The organism is Candidatus Pelagibacter sp. Uisw_094, assembly GCF_047729535.1.
GTDB lineage: Bacteria > Pseudomonadota > Alphaproteobacteria > Pelagibacterales > Pelagibacteraceae > Pelagibacter.
Map to the genome: position 1 here is coordinate 1290990 of NZ_CP159823.1, position 18086 is coordinate 1309075.

The 18086-nt window shown below is 27.6% G+C and carries 23 protein-coding genes, 1 tRNA gene and 1 pseudogene; 8 read left to right on the top strand and 17 right to left on the bottom strand.

Annotated features, from left to right (window positions below; translation table 11 throughout):
- Window positions 1–150: 150 nt before the first annotated feature.
- Entirely contained in the window at window positions 151–1350 is a 1200-nt protein-coding gene (locus tag ABXT72_RS07055; RefSeq protein ID WP_415278234.1) for a hypothetical protein, read from the bottom strand.
- 299 nt (window positions 1351–1649) lie between these two features.
- Window positions 1650–1724, bottom strand: a tRNA-Gly gene (locus ABXT72_RS07060).
- A gap of 96 nt (window positions 1725–1820) precedes the next feature.
- Here ABXT72_RS07060 and ABXT72_RS07065 point away from each other — a divergent pair.
- Complete coding sequence (locus ABXT72_RS07065; RefSeq protein WP_415278235.1) at window positions 1821–2462, top strand: LON peptidase substrate-binding domain-containing protein; 642 nt, start codon at window positions 1821–1823, stop codon at window positions 2460–2462.
- 2 nt (window positions 2463–2464) lie between these two features.
- Here ABXT72_RS07065 and ABXT72_RS07070 read toward each other — a convergent pair whose 3' ends face one another.
- Complete coding sequence (locus tag ABXT72_RS07070; RefSeq protein WP_415278236.1) at window positions 2465–3559, bottom strand: FAD-dependent monooxygenase; 1095 nt, start codon at window positions 3557–3559, stop codon at window positions 2465–2467.
- Between the two features lie 64 nt (window positions 3560–3623).
- Between ABXT72_RS07070 and ABXT72_RS07075 the strand changes: the two genes are divergently transcribed.
- Both ABXT72_RS07075 and ABXT72_RS07080 read left to right on the top strand, forming a co-directional pair.
- Window positions 3624–5714 carry a DNA translocase FtsK 4TM domain-containing protein gene (locus ABXT72_RS07075; RefSeq protein WP_415278237.1) on the top strand — a complete coding sequence of 697 codons (2091 nt, stop codon included), beginning with the start codon at window positions 3624–3626 and terminating at the stop codon, window positions 5712–5714.
- The gene (locus ABXT72_RS07080; protein WP_415278238.1) at window positions 5714–6268 is read left to right on the top strand and encodes a LolA family protein; all 555 of its coding nucleotides are present in this window, start codon (window positions 5714–5716) and stop codon (window positions 6266–6268) included. Before ABXT72_RS07075 ends, ABXT72_RS07080 begins: the two co-directional genes overlap by 1 nt.
- Here the strand turns inward: ABXT72_RS07080 and ABXT72_RS07085 are convergent, their stop codons facing one another.
- Genes ABXT72_RS07085 through hisB form a run of 7 tightly spaced genes read right to left on the bottom strand, consistent with a single transcriptional unit; the run spans window position 6269 to window position 10134 of the window.
- Complete coding sequence (locus ABXT72_RS07085) at window positions 6269–6772, bottom strand: GNAT family N-acetyltransferase (protein WP_415278239.1); 504 nt, start codon at window positions 6770–6772, stop codon at window positions 6269–6271. It lies immediately after the preceding gene.
- Window positions 6769–7134 carry a histidine triad nucleotide-binding protein gene (locus ABXT72_RS07090; protein ID WP_415278240.1) on the bottom strand — a complete coding sequence of 122 codons (366 nt, stop codon included), beginning with the start codon at window positions 7132–7134 and terminating at the stop codon, window positions 6769–6771. Before ABXT72_RS07090 ends, ABXT72_RS07085 begins: the two co-directional genes overlap by 4 nt.
- Complete coding sequence (gene hisE / locus ABXT72_RS07095) at window positions 7134–7439, bottom strand: phosphoribosyl-ATP diphosphatase (RefSeq protein ID WP_415278241.1); 306 nt, start codon at window positions 7437–7439, stop codon at window positions 7134–7136. Before hisE ends, ABXT72_RS07090 begins: the two co-directional genes overlap by 1 nt.
- Window positions 7440–7441: 2 nt before the next feature.
- Complete coding sequence (gene hisF / locus ABXT72_RS07100; RefSeq protein ID WP_415278242.1) at window positions 7442–8197, bottom strand: imidazole glycerol phosphate synthase subunit HisF; 756 nt, start codon at window positions 8195–8197, stop codon at window positions 7442–7444.
- The gene (hisA, locus tag ABXT72_RS07105) at window positions 8190–8909 is read right to left on the bottom strand and encodes a 1-(5-phosphoribosyl)-5-[(5-phosphoribosylamino)methylideneamino]imidazole-4-carboxamide isomerase (RefSeq protein WP_415278243.1); all 720 of its coding nucleotides are present in this window, start codon (window positions 8907–8909) and stop codon (window positions 8190–8192) included. Before hisA ends, hisF begins: the two co-directional genes overlap by 8 nt.
- A gap of 2 nt (window positions 8910–8911) precedes the next feature.
- Window positions 8912–9538: an imidazole glycerol phosphate synthase subunit HisH gene (gene hisH, locus ABXT72_RS07110; protein ID WP_415278244.1), complete on the bottom strand. Its 627-nt coding sequence runs from the start codon at window positions 9536–9538 to the stop codon at window positions 8912–8914.
- Between the two features lie 5 nt (window positions 9539–9543).
- A complete protein-coding gene (gene hisB / locus ABXT72_RS07115; RefSeq protein ID WP_415278245.1) occupies window positions 9544–10134 on the bottom strand; it encodes an imidazoleglycerol-phosphate dehydratase HisB in 591 nt (196 codons plus the stop codon).
- A gap of 91 nt (window positions 10135–10225) precedes the next feature.
- On the opposite strand from hisB, the gene hslV reads away from it, so the two are divergent.
- Both hslV and hslU read left to right on the top strand, forming a co-directional pair.
- Entirely contained in the window at window positions 10226–10741 is a 516-nt protein-coding gene (gene hslV / locus ABXT72_RS07120; RefSeq protein ID WP_011281633.1) for an ATP-dependent protease subunit HslV, read from the top strand.
- Window positions 10741–12108: an ATP-dependent protease ATPase subunit HslU gene (gene hslU, locus ABXT72_RS07125; protein WP_415278246.1), complete on the top strand. Its 1368-nt coding sequence runs from the start codon at window positions 10741–10743 to the stop codon at window positions 12106–12108. Before hslV ends, hslU begins: the two co-directional genes overlap by 1 nt.
- Here hslU and ABXT72_RS07130 read toward each other — a convergent pair.
- Window positions 12098–12619, bottom strand: a complete 522-nt coding sequence (locus ABXT72_RS07130) for a Smr/MutS family protein (RefSeq protein WP_415278247.1) — start codon at window positions 12617–12619, stop codon at window positions 12098–12100. The genes hslU and ABXT72_RS07130 overlap by 11 nt on opposite strands.
- Window positions 12620–13213, bottom strand: coding sequence for a Tim44/TimA family putative adaptor protein (locus ABXT72_RS07135; RefSeq protein ID WP_415278248.1), 594 nt, complete (start codon window positions 13211–13213; stop codon window positions 12620–12622). It abuts the gene before it with no gap.
- Window positions 13214–13271: 58 nt separating this feature from the next.
- On the opposite strand from ABXT72_RS07135, the gene ABXT72_RS07140 reads away from it, so the two are divergent.
- Both ABXT72_RS07140 and ABXT72_RS07145 read left to right on the top strand, forming a co-directional pair.
- Window positions 13272–13694, top strand: a complete 423-nt coding sequence (locus ABXT72_RS07140) for an FxsA family protein (protein WP_415278249.1) — start codon at window positions 13272–13274, stop codon at window positions 13692–13694.
- Window positions 13678–14101 (top strand): annotated as a pseudogene (locus ABXT72_RS07145) (protein-export chaperone SecB). The gene ABXT72_RS07140 and the pseudogene ABXT72_RS07145 overlap by 17 nt, the downstream one beginning before the upstream one ends.
- On the opposite strand, the gene dnaQ reads toward ABXT72_RS07145, so the two are convergent.
- From dnaQ to ABXT72_RS07170, 5 genes are read right to left on the bottom strand one after another with little or no spacing between them, the layout of a single operon-like run.
- The gene (gene dnaQ, locus ABXT72_RS07150) at window positions 14094–14765 is read right to left on the bottom strand and encodes a DNA polymerase III subunit epsilon (RefSeq protein ID WP_415278250.1); all 672 of its coding nucleotides are present in this window, start codon (window positions 14763–14765) and stop codon (window positions 14094–14096) included. The pseudogene ABXT72_RS07145 and the gene dnaQ overlap by 8 nt on opposite strands.
- 1 nt (window position 14766) lies before the next feature.
- On the bottom strand, window positions 14767–15336 hold the full coding sequence (gene coaE, locus ABXT72_RS07155) for a dephospho-CoA kinase (RefSeq protein ID WP_415278251.1): 570 nt from the start codon (window positions 15334–15336) through the stop codon (window positions 14767–14769).
- On the bottom strand, window positions 15333–16130 hold the full coding sequence (gene aroE, locus ABXT72_RS07160; RefSeq protein ID WP_415278252.1) for a shikimate dehydrogenase: 798 nt from the start codon (window positions 16128–16130) through the stop codon (window positions 15333–15335). The genes coaE and aroE overlap by 4 nt, the downstream gene beginning before the upstream one ends.
- Entirely contained in the window at window positions 16127–16714 is a 588-nt protein-coding gene (locus tag ABXT72_RS07165; protein ID WP_415278253.1) for a Maf family protein, read from the bottom strand. Before ABXT72_RS07165 ends, aroE begins: the two co-directional genes overlap by 4 nt.
- Window positions 16707–17531, bottom strand: a complete 825-nt coding sequence (locus ABXT72_RS07170; protein ID WP_415278254.1) for a pyruvate, water dikinase regulatory protein — start codon at window positions 17529–17531, stop codon at window positions 16707–16709. The genes ABXT72_RS07165 and ABXT72_RS07170 overlap by 8 nt, the downstream gene beginning before the upstream one ends.
- 284 nt (window positions 17532–17815) lie before the next feature.
- Between ABXT72_RS07170 and ABXT72_RS07175 the strand changes: the two genes are divergently transcribed.
- Complete coding sequence (locus ABXT72_RS07175; protein WP_415278255.1) at window positions 17816–18076, top strand: uroporphyrinogen decarboxylase family protein; 261 nt, start codon at window positions 17816–17818, stop codon at window positions 18074–18076.
- Window positions 18077–18086 lie beyond the last annotated feature (10 nt).

Here is an 18086-nt window from a genome sequence, read left to right on the forward strand (position 1 = left end):
TTTAGGGACGTTCTGTTGTCCGACCGAAATCAATACATAACATATGACTTTTTAGAGTGGTACATAGTAGGGCACATAGTTAATCTATAGTTTCTTTGTAATGACTTTGTAATTGAGGTGCAAAGAGAAAATATTTTTATTAAGTATAATTTATTTATAAAATACTATTGATTCTGCAAGATAATTATATCCCAAATAATTGAAATGGTTCCAGTCTAAAGGTCCATGCAATAAATTATTCTTTGCTTTTCTGATTATGTATTTTGAGGTGTCAATAAATCCAACTTTGTTTTTTACTGTAAAATTTTTTATTTCTTGAATTATAAATTGACTATTAAAGGAATTTTTTAAATTTGTTGTGTTTTTAATTTTTTTACTATTATTGAGCTGATCATATATTATAGGCTCATCCCAATTATAACTACTAATAGGCGATGGAATATATACAATTGTAATATTTGTTTTATTAAAAACTTTTTTAAGATATTTAATAGAGTTGAAAAAAATTTCTAATGCTATCTTTTGTTGGGCATTATCTAAATTAATTGAAGCACCCTGAATAGGTTTATCGACAAGAATATCAGCAGATCTACTCAATCTATTTTTTTTTTCGTGAAGAATGATTTGCCCTGGACTATTGAGAAATTTTTTTTTCCCAAAGAGTTTATCTTTTATATCTATTATTCCTTTTTTTAAATCACTCAAGTTTGAAATTCTAGATAATTGAAATATTTTTTCTTTAGTTTTTTTATATAAGTTATCTAAAAATTTTAAAATAATAAATTGATTTACTAATATTTCAGAACTCTTAATTTCTAATTTTTTATTAATTCTATTATGAGTATATTGAGCTATAGTTTCATCTTTTAATTGATATTTTATATATTGATAATAGTTATCTTCCAAATCATTTCCCTCATAAAATAAAAAAATAATCTCCTCAGGATCTGGGATATTTTTAATAAAAAAAATTTTATTTGAAATTTCTTTTATTTTAAAAAAATTTGATATAGCTAAAATGGAACCATATCCTCCTCTCCCAAAATTTAAATAATTTTTTTTATTAATTTTATGCATATGATGTAAAACACTATAACTTTCTGCATTACTTAAATATGCATCCCCTCCACCCTGAGAATATGAGTCACCTAAAACTGCAATGTAATTATCTGTAATTTTAAAATCATATGTTTTAGGGTAAAAAGTTAGAAGAATGTTGGGTAGCATACCTGAGAGAGGCCTAGGAAATAAATTTTGATTAGAAACTTTTATAAAAATAATATTTAATATAACAATTGTCAGAAAAATTGAAGTTAGAAATAATATTGTGTTTTGAATAATTTTTTTCATTTTATTATGATGCTTACTTTAATAATATATCTAATAATTTTTCTTGTACTTGCTTGGTATCATAATGTTAAGGGGCGTTCTGTTGCCAGGTGCCCCGAACTTTGTAACATTATTCGCGAATAATTTGAATTGAAAACGTGAAAATTCACATCCAACTGCGCCCTGAGTGCGCCCAGGTTTTTTATGCTAGGATCGTAGATCATGAAAAAGCTTTTAGGGATCGTGGTTCTGGGTTTGCGTTAAAAACTATCTCCAACTGCGATCAAATTGCGATCATAATACTCTATCGATGAAATTTTTGGAGCGGGTCAAGGGAATCGAACCCTCTACCTAATCGTTGGCAACGATTCGCTCTACCAATGAGCTAGACCCGCTTATAAAGACACTATAAATAGATGGTTTTTTTAGTTCAATCAATAATAAAGTGTTTCATTAGTATATAGATTTTCAAAAATTTGCTAAAAGAAAGAATGAAAAAACAAGATTTACCAAAAACTATACCAGTCTTTCCATTAAGTAACTTTATTATATTTCCTTATACAACAGTTCCATTAAATATATTTGAACCAAGATATGTTGAAATGATTAATGATAGTATGAAAACAAACAAGATGATTGGTTTGATACAGCCAAAAAGCAATGATGATAGTTCAATCCCTGGACTTCATAAGATTGGTTGCTTGGGTAAAATAATCAATTTTAAAGATACATCTGATGGTAGATATATGATTGAATTAAATGGGATAACACGATTTAAGATAACTAAAGAAATTAAAAATACAAAACCTTATCGTACTTGTGAAACTAGTTATGATAGTTTTGAATTCGACTTAACTCCTGAAAAAAAAAAATTAAAGTTTGCTGATCTTGAATCAATCTTTAAAGATTTAAAATTATTATTTGAAAAAAAAGGATATATTATAAATTGGAAATCTTTAGAGAAACAAGATTTAAATGAAACAATAAATGCCCTAGCAATGGCCTCTCCTTTTTCACTAGAAGAAAAACAAATTTTATTAGAAAGCAAAAATTTAGAAGCTCGAAAAGATAAAATTTCAGAAATATTAAGCACTTATAGTTTTGATGATTTTCATAATACAACTATTCAATAGACTTAAAAATTTATCCCTGCATCAGCTAGTTTAATAAAATAATTATTTAGATTCTTATTTTTTCCTATACCTTTAAGAATTTTGCTAAAGCTTTTATTTTGAACTTTTTTATCTAAATTAAAAGACTCATAAATCAAGTCTATGGCTTTAGAAAAAATAAAGTTTTTATCTTTCGTTTTTTTTTCAAACTCATCTAATATTAGTGAATCTAATTGAATACCTAATTCAATTTTGTCTTCAATAATTTTAGTTAAAATTCTAAGATCCCGTATTGTCATGTTAAATCCTTGTCCTGCTAATGGGTGCACTCTGTGGAGCATGTCTCCAAAAGCTAAAATATTTTTATAATGATAGTTTCTTAAATTAGATGAACTTAACTTAAAGCTATTTAATTTATTAATTTTATTAATTTTATATTTAGGGTTATTTTTTTTAATTAAATCTATTACATCGCTATTATTAAATTTTTTATTCTTAATATCTATTGAGTATACTACTGATGTTTCAATTTTTGAGATTGGTAAAAATGCAATTGGACCTTGCTTTGTAAAAATTTGAGTTGCTGTATTGTTGTCTATTTTTTTATGTTTTAAAATAGTGGTATAAGCAAGATTATAATAATTTTTACTAATTTTTTTTGTGAAGTACTTTTTTGCTAAAAAATTACCTGCATCACAATTAATTATTAAATCATATTCTTTTTTATTTAAAGACTCTTCATTAATATCTTTTTTTAATATTATTTTTTTAAAAAATTTACTTTTAATAAGGTTACTTTTTAATGATTTTAGAAGTTCATCATTTTTTATCATGTAAAATAGATCATTTTTATCATTCTCAAATTTTAATAAATTTTCAGTATCAATTTTATCTGTATAAATTTCTATTCTATTTATTTTCCAATAATTATTTTTTGAAATTTGAAAAATTTTTTCTTTAAAAAATTCAAAATTACTTTTAGATATTCCTATTGTTCTATTGGAAGAAAAATTACTATTTCTATTTTTGTGATAATAATGAACATTTATTTTTTTATTTATAAGGCTTTTAGCTAAAGATAGAGCAGTTAGACCTTCACCAATAATACAAACATTCATAATAATTTTAATTTTAACAATAAAAATTAGATGATACAAAGTGATTAATTAGACTCATTTATTTATGGAATTTAAAAAATTAGCCAACAATATAATCAATTTTGGCATAAATAGAATTATCGAAACTGCTGGTATTGCTCTTGTTGTAATTGGTCTTTTTTTGCTGGTTTCTCTTGTAACCTTTTCTCCTGACGACCCTAATTTCATTTTTCCAGATAATACTGAGATTAAAAACTTACTTGGCTTTAACGGAAGTTACACAGCTGATCTTTTTTTTCAAACTTTTGGGCTCATTGCTTTATTAATTCCATTTACACTTATATTTTCTGGTTTAAATATAGTTCTAAAAAAGAAAATTTTTTTAATATTTGAAAGTATTTTTTATACAGTTCTTTATTCTTCATTTGGTTCTCTATTTTTCTCTTTTTTTTACACTTCTGCCTTCAACCTTTATATCAATGGAAATGGTGGTTTTATTGGAAAATATTTAGAGACAACTTTTTTAACTTCTTTAATTAATATTAATTCTCAAATTTCTTATTACTTGTTAATTTTAATTATTTTAATTTTATTTTTAATTAGTATCCATTTTAAAATTAATTCTTTTTATAAAATTATAAAAAAATTCTTTAAATTAATCTTTGTGAAAAAAGAAAAGAGTTACACTAATGAAAATGAGATAATTAGCGAGTTTATACCACAAGAAGAAATTACTAATTTAATTCAAGAAGATTTACCTTTTATAAAAAGTGAAAATAAATCTCCTAGTAAAAAAATTCGCTTCAAGCTACCTACAATTGATTTACTTAAAATCCCCACACAAAAAGATAGAGAAAAATTAAAAGATGAAGATTATATTGATAGTGAGTTTTTAGAAAAAATCTTATTAGATTTTGGGGTTAGTGGAGATATCAAGAAGGTTAGTCATGGCCCCGTGGTAACACTAAATGAATTCGAGCCAGCAGCTGGTGTTAAAGTATCAAAAATTATTAATCTCTCAGATGACATTGCTCGAAACACCAGTTCTGAATCTGCCAGAATTGCTACCATACCAGGACGTAGTACTATTGGTATAGAGCTTCCAAATTCTAGTCGTGAGAATGTTTATTTAAGTGAAATACTCTCTAACTCTGATTTTAATAAAAAAGATATCAGATTGCCGATTGCGCTAGGTAAGAATATTTCTGGTATTCCTATTGTTGGAGATTTAGCTTCTATGCCTCACTTATTAATTGCTGGAACTACTGGATCAGGTAAATCTGTTTGTATTAATACTATTATCTTATCCCTACTTTACAGGCACACACCTGATAAATGTAAGTTCATACTAATTGATCCTAAAATGCTTGAACTATCAACCTATGAAGGAATACCTCACTTATTGTGTCCTGTGATCACCGAGGCAAAAAAAGCTGCTTCTGTCTTAGGTTGGGTTGTTAAAGAGATGGAAAATAGATACCGACTTATGACTAAAGAAGGGGTGCGTAATATTGATGGCTATAATGCTAAGCACACTTTGGCTATGCCCTATATTGTTGTTGTGGTAGATGAAATGTCTGACCTGATGCTTGTTGCTGGTAAAGAGATAGAAAATTATATTCAGAAATTATCACAAATGGCAAGAGCTGCTGGAATTCATATTATAATGGCCACACAAAGACCAAGTGTTGATGTTATTACAGGAACCATTAAAGCAAATTTTCCAACAAGAATATCTTTTCAAGTAACTTCAAAAATAGATAGTAGAACAATTTTAGGTGAACAAGGTGCGGAACAACTACTTGGTAAAGGAGATATGCTTTATATGTCTTCTGCAAATAAGATCGTTAGAATTCATGCTCCATTTGTATCAGAAAGTGAGATTGAAAAAGTTAACAATTATTTAAGAAGTCAAGCAGAGCCAAATTATATAGATGAAATTTTAAATTTTGTAGATGAAAAAGAATTGAGTGGAGAGGCATCTAGCTCAGGTGATAAAGATGAATTGTACCAGGCAGCACTTGATATTATTAGGTCTGAAGGCAAGGCATCTACCTCGTTTTTACAAAGAAAATTACAAATAGGATATAACAGAGCTGCAAGAATTATTGACATGATGGAGGCCGATGGAGTTGTGAGTAAGGCTAATCATGTTGGTAAAAGAGATGTTCTTTAATGCTTAAAGTAATAATCATTTTACTATTTTTCAGTTTTTATTTTCCAGCAAACTCATCAACAAAAGATAAGATAATTTCTCAAATGAAACTTACAAATAATTTAAGTTTCAATTTTTTACAAACAATTAATGATAAAAGTGAAGATGGAAAATGCATCATTGAATATCCTAAAAAAATTTTTTGTGAATATAGCAATCCTAGTAAAAAAAAATTGGTATCAAATGGAAAATCTTTAGTTATTAAAACCAGTAACAAGGGAAGTTATTATCGTTATCCACTTAACAAAACTCCTTTAGAATTTTTACTAGATAAAGAATATCTAATTTCAAAAATAGAAGACTTAGAGCCAAGAGATATAGACAACAAATACTTAAATTTTAAAATTCTTGAGAACAATAATGAGATTAATATTTTTTTTGACAAGAAAAATCTAAATTTAATTGGGTGGCAAACTAAGGATATCTATCAAAATTTATCAATAACATTTATTTCCTCTGTTAAAAAAAACCAAAAGATAGATAATAAGATTTTTAAACTACCTCAAAACAATTAATCATCTAATCAAGGTTTCAGACTTGAAATTTTTCATACCTCTAGCCAAATAATTTTTTAACGCATTTTTGTGATCAAGGGAACAAGTGTGAACCCAAACTCTTCTGCTTCCCATATTAAATGAGCAATTAATTGCTTCACTTAACAAATACCCTCCTAATTTTTTTCCATAATATTCTTCCAAAATTCCAAAATAAGCAATTTCGGCTTCTTTGCTTTGTTTGTTAAATAACAGTTCAAAATAGCCAGCTATTTCACTTTTATCTTTAAGAATGTATGTAAATAACTGATCATTAAAGATATAATCTGTCCAATTTAAGTCTGTCCAAATAAGCCTATCAATCCATTGGCAATTCTTACCAATAGTTTTGTAAAAAAATTTATTTAATTGAAAATCTTTTGGGTCTACAAGCTCTACAGAGTAATTTTCTGCGGGCTTCTCAACTTCTTTTAATTCACTTAGAGATCTTATCTCTAAATAACTTCGATAAATTTTTTCTGTCACTCAACCATTTTTCCGATTTTTTCTCCCCCAAATAAATGGAAGTGTAAATGTGGAACCTCTTGACCGCCATCTTCACTCAAATTTGTTAAAGCTCTATAGCCTTTACCTGTATCTGTTGATATACCTAACATTTTCGAAACTTCTGTAATAGCCTTGCTTAACGCGACTATCTCTTGATCTGAGGCTCTATTGTTAAAATCATCTAAATTAATGTATTCACCTTTTGGAATAACTAATGCATGTATTTTTTTTTGAGGATTAATATCATGAAAAGAAAGAACATGATCATTTTCAAATATCTTTTTACAAGGAATTTCTTTTCTCAAAATTTTTGCAAAAATATTATTTTTGTCGTAGCTCATTATCTATTATTCTTTTCTTCAATACCTGATTGTTTTTTTCTGTCTTCCAACTCTTTTAGGACATCTTCAAACTTAATGTCCGCTGCCTCAAGTGTAACTAATATATGATAAATTGTATCTGCTGCTTCATGAACTATGTTAGATTTATCATTTAGGGCTTCTTTAAGCTCATCAAATTCTTCCTCCATTTTATCTATACATTTAGACAGGCCACCTGATAATAATGATGAAGTATAAGATTTATCTTCATCCTTATTTTTTCTTTCTCTAATTGTATTTACTAAATTTAATAGATTTTCTGACATGTCTAAATCCTAACGGGAATTCCTTTTGAATTCAAATATTGTTTAGCTTCATTAATTGAGTGTGTTCCGTAATGAAAGATTGAAGCTGCTAGTACAGCGCTAGCATTGCCTAGCCTTATACCATCAACTAAATGATCCAAATTACCTACTCCGCCCGAAGCAATTATGGGTATGTTAACTGTTGAAGATATTTTAAGTATTAATTCATTATCATAACCAATTTGAGTTCCATCTCTATCCATAGACGTAACTAGTAATTCTCCTGCTCCATTATCTTCCATTTTTTTTGCAAATTCTATTGCATCCACGCTCGTGTTATTTCTCCCACCATGGGTAAAAACCTCCCATTTATTACCATTTTTTTTAGCATCTATTGCAACGACAATGCATTGTGATCCAAATTTTTTTGAACTTTCAATTATCATTTCAGGATTTTGAACTGCTGCAGTATTGATTGAAACTTTATCTGCTCCACAATTTAACAATTTATTAATATCTTCAACTTTCCTAACCCCACCACCAACCGTTAAGGGCACAAAGCATTTTTTAGATGTTCTTTCAACCACGTCATAAATTGTGTCTCTATTTTCATTGGAAGCTGTAATATCTAAAAAACAAATCTCATCAGCACCACCATCGCTATAAATTTTAGCTTGCTCTACTGGATCACCAGCATCCTTTAAATCTACAAAGTTAATTCCCTTAACTACTCTCCCATTTTTAACATCTAAACAGGGTATAATTCTATTTTTAAGCATCTAATTCTCTCGCTAATTCGTCCAATTTAATATCACCATCATATATGGCTTTACCAACTATTATTCCTTCAATATTTTTTAAACCTTTTGCTTTTTTAATATCATCAATTGAAGATACCCCTCCAGAGATAATTACTGGACAATTAGATATATTTGCAACATTAGTTGTTTCTTTAAAATTAGGACTTTGTTTAGTGCCATCTCTATTTATGTCTGTATAGATTAATCTGCTAGCACCATAATCATTTACTTCTTTTAAAAAATCTAAAGTCAATTGATTAGAATTTTCCCTCCATCCTGAAACTGACAAGTATCCATCTTTGGCATCTAGACCTAAGGCAATTTTATTTGGAAATTTTAGGCATGCTTCTTTTAAAAAATTTTTATCTTTTATGGCTGCACTTCCTAAAATAACTTTCTCAACTCCTGCATCTGTGTATTTTTCAATACTATCAATGCTTCTAACGCCACCCCCTACTTCAATTTTCAAATCAAATTTATGAACAATTTCTTTAATAACATCCAGGTTAACTGTCTCTCCAGTTAGGGCACCGTCTAAGTCAACAATATGTAAATTTTTAAAACCATAATCTTTGTATTTACCAGCTTGATCAACTGGTGATATTTCATATTCAGTTTTATTATTAAAATCCCCTTTAATTAATCTTACACATTTCTTACCTTTAATATCTATAGCTGGAAATATTTTCATATTTATAAATTCAAAAAATTTTCTATAATTTTAAGACCTAATTTATCACTTTTTTCAGGGTGAAATTGTGTTCCAAAGATATTTTCTTTTTCAACTGAACAAACAATATTTGATGAATAGTCTGTTGTTGCTGAAATTACACTTTTATCATCTGGAACAAATTCGTAGCTGTGTACAAAATACATATGTGATTTATTTTCTATATCCTTAAAAATCTTGCTTTCTTTAATAATACTAATTTCGTTCCAACCAATGTGTGGAAGTTTGAATTTATTATTTTGATTATCAATCTTTGAAACTTTTCCTGAAATCCAACCAAGTCCTTTTGTTTCAGTTTCTTCATAACCAAGGTCTGCAAACATCTGTAAACCAACACAAATTCCAAGTAGAGGTTTTTTGTTAGTTATCGCAAACTCATTGAGCGTCTCTACTAAGCCATTTATGCCATTTAATGCATCAGCACAGCTCTTAAACGATCCCTGTCCTGGTAAAACTACCTTATCACTTGATCTAATCTTATTTAAATTCGAAGTCACTTCGATATTAACTTTGTCTTTAGCAACTTCTTTAAAGGAATTTATTACAGAGCTGATGTTTCCTGAATTATAATCAACAATTGTGACATTCATTAAACTTATAATGAGCCTTTAGTTGATGGAATGCTCTTCTTATTTCTAGGGTCTATTTCTAAAGCAGTTCTTAATGATCTTGCTAGAGCCTTATAACAAGACTCAATTATATGGTGACTATTATCTCCATAAATATTTTCCATGTGCAAAGTTATTCCTGCTGATTGAGAAAATGCTTGAAACCATTCTTTAAAAAGTTCTGTGTCCATCTCTCCAAGTCTTTCTACTTTTAATTTAACTTTCCATATTAAATAAGGTCTATTTGAAACATCAATTGCAACTCTTGTTAATGTTTCATCCATTGGAATCATTGCATTAGCATATCTTTTAATTCCTTTAAAATCTTTCAGTGCTTTTTTTAAAGCTTCACCTATTGCTATTCCAGTATCTTCTGTTGTGTGATGAAGATCTATATGAGTGTCACCTTTTGCTTTAACTTTTAAATCAATTAGTGAATGCTTTGATAGTTGTTCAAGCATATGATCTAAGAAACCTATTCCGGTATCAATTTTATATTGACCTTTACCGTCAATATTAACTTCAACACTAATACTGGTTTCTTTTGTTTTTCTGGAAACTTTTCCTATTCTGCTCATAATATATAATATGTATATAGGGATTAATTAATTATATCAATATTTGCAATCTACTACTTGAAGAATAAAAATTAATATCCATTTATAATCTATGACTACAATAGTACTTATTAGAAAAAACAATGAAGTGGTGGTTGCAGGAGATGGTCAAGTTAGTATGGGCAATACTGTTATAAAAAGCACTGCTGCAAAAGTTAGAAAAATTGAAAAAAGAAATGTAATAGCTGGGTTTGCTGGATCAACTGCAGATGCATTAACTTTGTTTGAAAGACTAGAAGCAAAACTTGAAAAACATGCTGGCAATCTTCCAAGAGCAGCTGTCGAGTTAGCAAAAGACTGGAGAACTGACAAATATTTAAGAAGACTAGAAGCTTTAATGGCTATTGGCGATAAAGAAAATAGCTTTATAATTTCAGGAACTGGTGATGTATTAGAACCAGAAGGTGATGCTATAGGCATAGGATCAGGTGGAAATTATGCTTTGGCTGCTGCTAAAGTTTTATTAGATACAGATTTGAGTGCTGAAGAAGTTGCAAGAAAAGCAATTCAAGTTGCGTCTGAAATTTGTGTATTCACTAATAATAATATTAAAATTGAAAAAATTTAATGAAAGATACAAACGTTACTCCTTTTCCAAAAGAAAAAGCTGAAAAGAAAGATAACTCTTTAGTTAGTTCTTTATCACCTAGAGAAATAGTTTCTGAGTTAGATAGATATGTTGTTGGACAAAATAAAGCTAAAAAAGCAGTTGCCATTGCTTTAAGAAATAGATGGAGAAGACAAGCTTTAAAAGGTGAAATGAAAGATGAAGTGTTACCTAAAAATATTTTAATGATTGGGCCAACAGGGGTTGGTAAAACAGAAATTTCTAGAAGATTATCAAAATTAGCAGAAGCTCCTTTTGTAAAGGTAGAAGCCACAAGATTTACTGAGGTTGGGTATGTTGGAAGAGATGTTGAGCAAATTATAAGAGATCTACTTGAAATTGCAATTGCAATGGAGAAAGTAAAGAAAAGAAAAGAAGTTCATGCAAAGGCACAAAAATTAGCAGAAGAAAAAGTTTTAGATGCTCTAGTTGGAAATAAAGCAAGTCTTGCTACAAGGGAAAGCTTTAGGAAAAGATTAAGGGATGGTGATCTAGATGATAATGAAATCGAAATAGCAGTAAATGATAGTGGCTCTCAAGCTGCATTTGAAATTCCTGGGATGCCTGGAGCAAATATTGGAATGATAAATATTGGAGAGATGATTGGAAAATCTGTTGGGAATAAACAGAAAAAAAAGAAAATGAGTGTCAAAGAATCTCATGAAATTTTAATTAACGATGAAGCTGATAAGTTAATAGAAGAAGATAAAATTATAAAATCAGCAAAAGATTCAACAGAAAATAATGGAATAGTTTTTTTAGATGAAATAGATAAAATTTCAGGAAGAACGGATAGATCTGGTGGAGATGTTTCTAGAGAAGGAGTACAAAGAGATCTACTTCCTTTAATTGAAGGAACAACAGTTAGCACAAAATACGGTACAATTAAAACTGATCATATTTTATTTATTGCATCTGGCGCATTCCAACTAGCAAAACCTTCAGACTTACTTCCAGAATTACAAGGTAGATTACCAATAAGAGTTGAGCTTGAAGCTTTAACTAGTGATGATTTTAAAAGAATTCTTAAAGAACCAGATTATAGCTTAATCAAACAATATGTAGCTCTTTTAAAAACAGAAAATGTTGAACTAGAATTTTCTGATGATGGTATCGATGCGATTGCCAATATGGCTTCAGAAGTTAATAATACTGTAGAAAATATTGGTGCCAGAAGACTACATACTATTATCGAAAGAATTTTAGATGATATTAGTTTTACTGCAACAGATAGAGCTGGTGAAAAAATTATAATAGATTCTGTATATGTAAAACAAAATCTAGATGAACTTGTTAAAGATACAGATTTATCTAAATTTATTCTTTAAATTTATTCTTATTTTTAAGATAGATATAAAAAGCTCCACTACCACCATCTTCAATCTTAGCATCTGTAGTTTCAATAATAAATTGTGTTAAATTTTTATTATTTTCAATAAACTCTGGAACTGAATATTTTAGTATGCTCAAATCCTTTGAAAGATAAGGATTTTCAACATTTTTAGATCCTAGTCCTTTGCCTGTAATCACAATTATTTTAGTAACACTTTCATCAAAACATTTTTGAATAAATTGTTCTATGGCCTTATTTGCTTCTTCGATTGTATAACCATGAAGATCTATTTTCTTTATCTTCTCGTATCTTATATTTTTTTTATGAACAAAATCTTTATTAGGAATTTTCTCTTTATTATTTAAAAAGTTTTCCCAGTCCTGTTTATTTTTATCTGGGTTATTTATATCTTTTTTTTTTATAGGATTTTTATTAAGATTTTTTTTTTTGTTATTTAGGAAATTTTCCCAATCTTCTTTATCTTTGTCTGTTATCTTCTTAATCAATTAGGTAATAGTATCAATTAATAGCCAATTTGGATTTGATGATTTAACGTCTTTTGAAAAAACCCAAGTATCATAAACAGTTTTTATTTTCTCGCTGTCTCCTGACACAATCTTTTTATCTTTATCTTTTATGCATGTTATAATTTCACTAACAAAATCCACTGTAACTTCTAAACTGTCTTCAATTTTTTTATGAGTTTTAATTACAGCTGACTTAATTCCTATAAAAGTTATTTCAGCAAAATGACCTTTACTAGCTCTATCTTCAAGGGCCTCTTTAAACTGATCATAAATTTTTTTACCTAAAAGTGGTTTGCTTGCTATCAACTTGTTATCACTATCACTAAAATCTGTAATAATTGTTTCGTAAGCAATTTTTGCACCTTTTAAAAATTCTTTTTGTGATACTTCATCAAAATTTTCACTAACTGGTTTTGGTGCTATATTTGTTTTTTGAAATTCTTTTTCAAATTGTGGTGGAATTTTTCCTTCGAAACCAGTTTTTCTACCAAGTATCCCTCTTAGACGAAGAAAGATAAAACCAGCAATCATTGCTAAAAGAATAATATCTATGTATTCAAAACTATAACTCATATTTTAATAATATTTACTATGTTGATTAATTACAACTAGCAATTTAGAATAAAGACAAATGAACACATTTTTATTATTGCTAATTGGCATTCCCATTATTGAGATTTATTTATTTATCAAGTTGGGCTCTCAAATTGGGGCCTTTAACACAATTTTACTTATCTTTATAACGGCTTTTTTTGGTATCATTTACGCCAGATATGAAGGTTTTAACACTCTAAAATCAGGAATGTCTCAAATGGTAAAAAATGAACTTCCAGTTTATGAGATTATTTCTGGTGCAGCTTTAGCATTTGCAGCATTGCTTTTGATTTTACCTGGTTTTGCTACAGACTTCTTGGGTTTATTAATAATATTTCCACCAACAAGAAAATTGATATTTAAAAGAGTTTCAATTAAAAAAAAGCCTATAAATAAAAAACAAGATTTTATTAATGGTGAATTTGAAGATATAGAGGATGAAAATGACAGAAAATTATAAAATTATTGGAAGCTTTATTAAAGATATGTCGAGTGAAACACCTGACATTCCAACATACATATTTGTAAAAGATAAAATTTCTAAGTACAAATTAAATATTGATATCACTTCAAAGGCAGTGAAAGATGGAATTATTGAAGTTAATACAATCATAAAATTTTTAGATCAACCTGAAATTTTAAAAAAAGCATATTTTGAAATAACTTACACATCTATAGTTAAGTTAGATGAGAAAGTTTCTGATAAAAAAGAAATGGAAAAAATTATTCTATGTGATGTGCCTAATAAAATTTATCCTGACTTAGAGAGAATATTTTTAAATTTATTAACTGACTTCCGGATATCCTGGAATAAAATTTGAAAAAAAAGTTAATTTTACAGAATTATACAAACAAAGAGCTAATTAAAAAAATTCTTCTTTAAATTATTTTTTAAATATTCTTTATGAAGCTTAAGTTCTGCTTCTGATGGTTTAACTACTTTTTTATAATACTGATTTGTATCATTTAAGTTTATTATTATTTTTTCATTATCTTCGTTTTTGAAATTTAAAGTTGGTTCTTTTTGATCAAGAAGATTAATATAAACTTTGGCTAACAGATCACAGTCAATAAGAGCTGTATGTTGTATTCTTTTTGAGTTATCTACTCTGTATCTTTTACACAATGCATCAAGACTTATTGGAGAGCCTGGAAATTTATCCCTAGCTAAAGCAAGTGTGTCTACAACATTTATACTGTTTAGTTTTTCCTGACCTATTAATGCTAATTCGTTGTTTAAGTGAGATAAATCAAATTCGGCATTGTGTATTACAAGTCTCTTATTTTCTATGAAGCCCAAAAACTCATCTACTATTTCTGCAAATTTTTTCTGGGTAGATAAAAATTCATCTGTATAACCATGAACTTCTAGAGCTTTTTCAGAAACTTTTCTTTCAGGATTAAGATAACAGTGAAATCTATTTTTAGTTGGTATCAAATTTTCTAACTCAATACATCCGATTTCTACAATTCTATGCCCATCTCTAACGAATAGTCCAGTTGTTTCTGTATCTAGTATTACTTCTTTCATTTTATATAATTTCTTTTAGTATTTTTTTTATACTTATCTTAACAAATTTATTGGTAAAATTATTTTTAATAATATGATTAGATTTTTTCTTTTTATAACTAAGTGGTAACTGTATTTTTTTAAACTGATTATATAAATTTAAATTAAAATTGTCTCTTTTTTTTAGTCTTCTAATAATCTCACTTTTTTTTGATTGAACAAAAACTATTATATCGTTTTTCTGGTTTAATTTATTTTCTAATAGAAGGGGGATGTCTAAAATTATGGCTTTTCTTTTTTTATTTTTCTTTAAAAAAATAGATAATTTTTTCCTAACTTCTGGATGAATAATTTTCGTGATTTTTTTTAAATTTTTTTCACTATCTTCTATTGCTTTTATAATTTGTATTTTATTTGCTGGAAATGCTGGAAAATATTTAGGTAAATTTTTTTTCAATTTTTTAAAACAATTTTTGTTTTTTTTATATATGCTTGCCACCTCTTGATCGGCATTAAAAACTGGATAACCAAAGAGTTTTGCGATGTAACTTTTACCGGAACCTATATCTCCTACCACTGCAATTTTAATCATACATCTAAAAGATTAATTGTCTCATTGTCTACTTCTGGAACAACTTTATGCCAGATAAAAAAAGCTTTTTGAGCCTGATAAATAAACATCATTTTTCCATTTTTTATTATTCCACCATACTTTTTTGCATTTTTTAAAAAGTTTGTTTCTGACGGATTATAAATTACGTCATAAAAAAATTTGTCTTTGCTAATTTGTTGATAATTAATATTAATTTTATTTTCCTTTTTTAATCCAATACTTGTTGCATTTATGATTATATCAAAATCTAAAGTATCTCCCCATTTAATTATTTCAATTTCTGGAAATTTTTTTTTTATCTCTATTGCTTTTAATTCTGTTCGATTACTTAAAAAAATTTTTCCAGTTTGCATTTTTTTAAGGGCTATAATAATTGAAGGAACAACTCCACCTGCCCCAAGTATTAGAGCTTTTTTATTTTTAATCTCTTGTTCTGTCTCTTCTAAACTAAGTTTAAAACCCTCTATATCAGTATTATCACCTATAACTTTATTATCATTTTTATAGATTGTGTTTACTGATTGAGAAATTTTTGCTTCTTCGCTTAAGTCATCTAAAAAAGGTATAACTGTTTTTTTAAATGGTACTGTTACATTTAAACCATGAATTTTTTCTTCTCTAATATTAGAAATTATACCTTCTATCTCATTATTATTTAAAAGTTTTTTTTCATAAACTGCATCAATTTTATATTTTTTGATCCAATAATTATGTAGTTTTGGTGATAGACTATGATCAATCGGATTTCCTATAACTAAAAAATTTTTTTTCATTTTATAATATTAAGATATTCTTTAATTTTTTTAACTGGGAGGCCCATGATTGTATCCTCATCCCCTTCTATTTTTGAAAATAAACTTCTTCCTTCTCCTTCAATTTGATAAACATTATAAGCGTAGAGGTCCTCATCAGAAATCTTTTTTAGGTAATTTTTTAGTTCTAAAAAAGTCATATTTTTCATTGTTAATGAAGCTTTATCTGTGTAATTCCATATCATCGACCCGCCTCTTGAAATACAAACTGAACTTATCAATTGATGGGTTTTTCCATTCATCCTTTTTAATGTCTCTAGTGCTTCTGTTCTATTGTTTGGTTTCGATATTATTTCACCTTCTAAATCTATTACGCTATCTGCTCCAAGCACCATTTCCTCTGCAAATTTTTGGCTGATTTTATTAGCTTTTAATTCTGCTAAATTTTTTGAAATGATTGTTGGAGATGCTTTTTCTTTTAGCAGACTTTCTTTAACGCTATCCTCATCCACATTAGATGGTTCTATTTTACATTGAATATCATTCTTTTCTAAAATTTTTTTTCTCACACCACTTTTTGATGCAAGAATAATTTTTTTAACCATTATTTTTATTTATTTCATATATCTTAATTATGGATGCTGCAGTTTCCTCTACTGATTTTCTGGTGACATCAATTGTTGGCCATTTGTACTTGGTAAATGTTTTTTTAGCTTCGTTAATTTCTTTTTCTATTTTACTAATGTTTGTATAGTTCGTGTTTTCTTTTTCTTTAAGAGCATTCATTCTATTTTTTCTAATATCAACTAGTCGCTGAGGTTCAGTTGTTAAACCAACTACACAAGAAAGTTTTGGATTTTTTTTTAAGCTTTCTGGTATTGATTGCTCGTTCACTAAAGGAATGTTTAAAGTTTTATAACCTTTGTTTGCTAAATAAATTGATGTTGGCGTTTTACTTGTTCTGCTTACTCCTAATAATATCAGGTCTGCTTTATCTATATCTTCAACAAGATTTCCATCGTCGTGAGCCATGGTAAATTGTATAGCCTCTATTCTTTCATAATATTCTTCGTTCAAAGCATGTTGTCCGCTTGGAACGTGGGATGCCTTTTGGTTTAAAAGTTTAGAAAAGTTCATTATTAAACTCCCCAAAACACTGAAGCATGGAATTTTTTTTTCATCTCCTTTACTTGCTAAAAATTTTGCAAGTGAAGTATCAACAATTGTATATAAAATTATTGCATTACTATTTTTTTTTGCCTCTTCCATTATTTTAGAAACTTGATTTTCTGTTCTTGTAAAAAAATAAGACTTAACATCATATTCTATATTTTTAAATTGGGCTTTAATTGCTAAAAAAACTCTATCTAATGTTTCTCCTGTAGAGTCAGAAATAAGATATATTTGATATGTATTACTCATGAATAAAATGTAAGTAACTAAGTATTATTTTTATCATTCTATAAAATAATGATTTTTGATATTTTTTTTTGTAAAAACCCATTTTTATGAACATTAATAAACATGTTAAGTATTAATATACATTTTATCTAATAATATTAAATAAACCCTTAAATTTAAGACTATATGGTAATTCTATAAATTATTAATTGTTGATAAATCATGTATAAAATCTGAAAAACAATTAATTACCATTATTCACATACTATATAACTAATACTATAATTAAATATTTACTTATTATTATGACACCCATTCAAGAAACTATAATAAATAAAAAGACAACTAATTCTCCAATATGGTTAATGAGACAGGCAGGTAGATATCTACCAGAGTTTAGAGAAATTAGAAAATTAAATCCAGATTTTATAAATCTATGTTTAGATGAAAACTTATCTTCAGAAATAACCCTACAACCTCTTAAAAGATTTGACCTAGATGCCGCTATAATTTTTTCAGATATCTTAATGATTACCATATGGATTAAACCAAGAAGTAAAATTTGAAAAAAACTTT

What these genes read in the sequence shown, in the direction of transcription:
- ABXT72_RS07055 (WP_415278234.1), bottom strand. Translation starts at nt 1,350, where the DNA reads ATGAAAAAAATTATTCAAAACACAATATTATTTCTAACTTCAATTTTT.
- hisA (WP_415278243.1), bottom strand. Translation starts at nt 8,909, where the DNA reads ATGAAAATATTTCCAGCTATAGATATTAAAGGTAAGAAATGTGTAAGA.
- hslU (WP_415278246.1), top strand. Translation starts at nt 10,741, where the DNA reads ATGAAAGATACAAACGTTACTCCTTTTCCAAAAGAAAAAGCTGAAAAG.
- hisE (WP_415278241.1), bottom strand. Translation starts at nt 7,439, where the DNA reads ATGTCAGAAAATCTATTAAATTTAGTAAATACAATTAGAGAAAGAAAA.
- ABXT72_RS07070 (WP_415278236.1), bottom strand. Translation starts at nt 3,559, where the DNA reads ATGAATGTTTGTATTATTGGTGAAGGTCTAACTGCTCTATCTTTAGCT.
- ABXT72_RS07065 (WP_415278235.1), top strand. Translation starts at nt 1,821, where the DNA reads ATGAAAAAACAAGATTTACCAAAAACTATACCAGTCTTTCCATTAAGT.
- ABXT72_RS07170 (WP_415278254.1), bottom strand. Translation starts at nt 17,531, where the DNA reads ATGAGTAATACATATCAAATATATCTTATTTCTGACTCTACAGGAGAA.
- ABXT72_RS07135 (WP_415278248.1), bottom strand. Translation starts at nt 13,213, where the DNA reads ATGAGTTATAGTTTTGAATACATAGATATTATTCTTTTAGCAATGATT.
- hisF (WP_415278242.1), bottom strand. Translation starts at nt 8,197, where the DNA reads ATGCTTAAAAATAGAATTATACCCTGTTTAGATGTTAAAAATGGGAGA.
- coaE (WP_415278251.1), bottom strand. Translation starts at nt 15,336, where the DNA reads ATGATTAAAATTGCAGTGGTAGGAGATATAGGTTCCGGTAAAAGTTAC.
- dnaQ (WP_415278250.1), bottom strand. Translation starts at nt 14,765, where the DNA reads ATGAAAGAAGTAATACTAGATACAGAAACAACTGGACTATTCGTTAGA.
- aroE (WP_415278252.1), bottom strand. Translation starts at nt 16,130, where the DNA reads ATGAAAAAAAATTTTTTAGTTATAGGAAATCCGATTGATCATAGTCTA.
- hisB (WP_415278245.1), bottom strand. Translation starts at nt 10,134, where the DNA reads ATGAGCAGAATAGGAAAAGTTTCCAGAAAAACAAAAGAAACCAGTATT.
- ABXT72_RS07165 (WP_415278253.1), bottom strand. Translation starts at nt 16,714, where the DNA reads ATGGTTAAAAAAATTATTCTTGCATCAAAAAGTGGTGTGAGAAAAAAA.
- ABXT72_RS07175 (WP_415278255.1), top strand. Translation starts at nt 17,816, where the DNA reads ATGACACCCATTCAAGAAACTATAATAAATAAAAAGACAACTAATTCT.
- ABXT72_RS07080 (WP_415278238.1), top strand. Translation starts at nt 5,714, where the DNA reads ATGCTTAAAGTAATAATCATTTTACTATTTTTCAGTTTTTATTTTCCA.
- ABXT72_RS07075 (WP_415278237.1), top strand. Translation starts at nt 3,624, where the DNA reads ATGGAATTTAAAAAATTAGCCAACAATATAATCAATTTTGGCATAAAT.
- hslV (WP_011281633.1), top strand. Translation starts at nt 10,226, where the DNA reads ATGACTACAATAGTACTTATTAGAAAAAACAATGAAGTGGTGGTTGCA.
- ABXT72_RS07140 (WP_415278249.1), top strand. Translation starts at nt 13,272, where the DNA reads ATGAACACATTTTTATTATTGCTAATTGGCATTCCCATTATTGAGATT.
- ABXT72_RS07090 (WP_415278240.1), bottom strand. Translation starts at nt 7,134, where the DNA reads ATGAGCTACGACAAAAATAATATTTTTGCAAAAATTTTGAGAAAAGAA.
- hisH (WP_415278244.1), bottom strand. Translation starts at nt 9,538, where the DNA reads ATGAATGTCACAATTGTTGATTATAATTCAGGAAACATCAGCTCTGTA.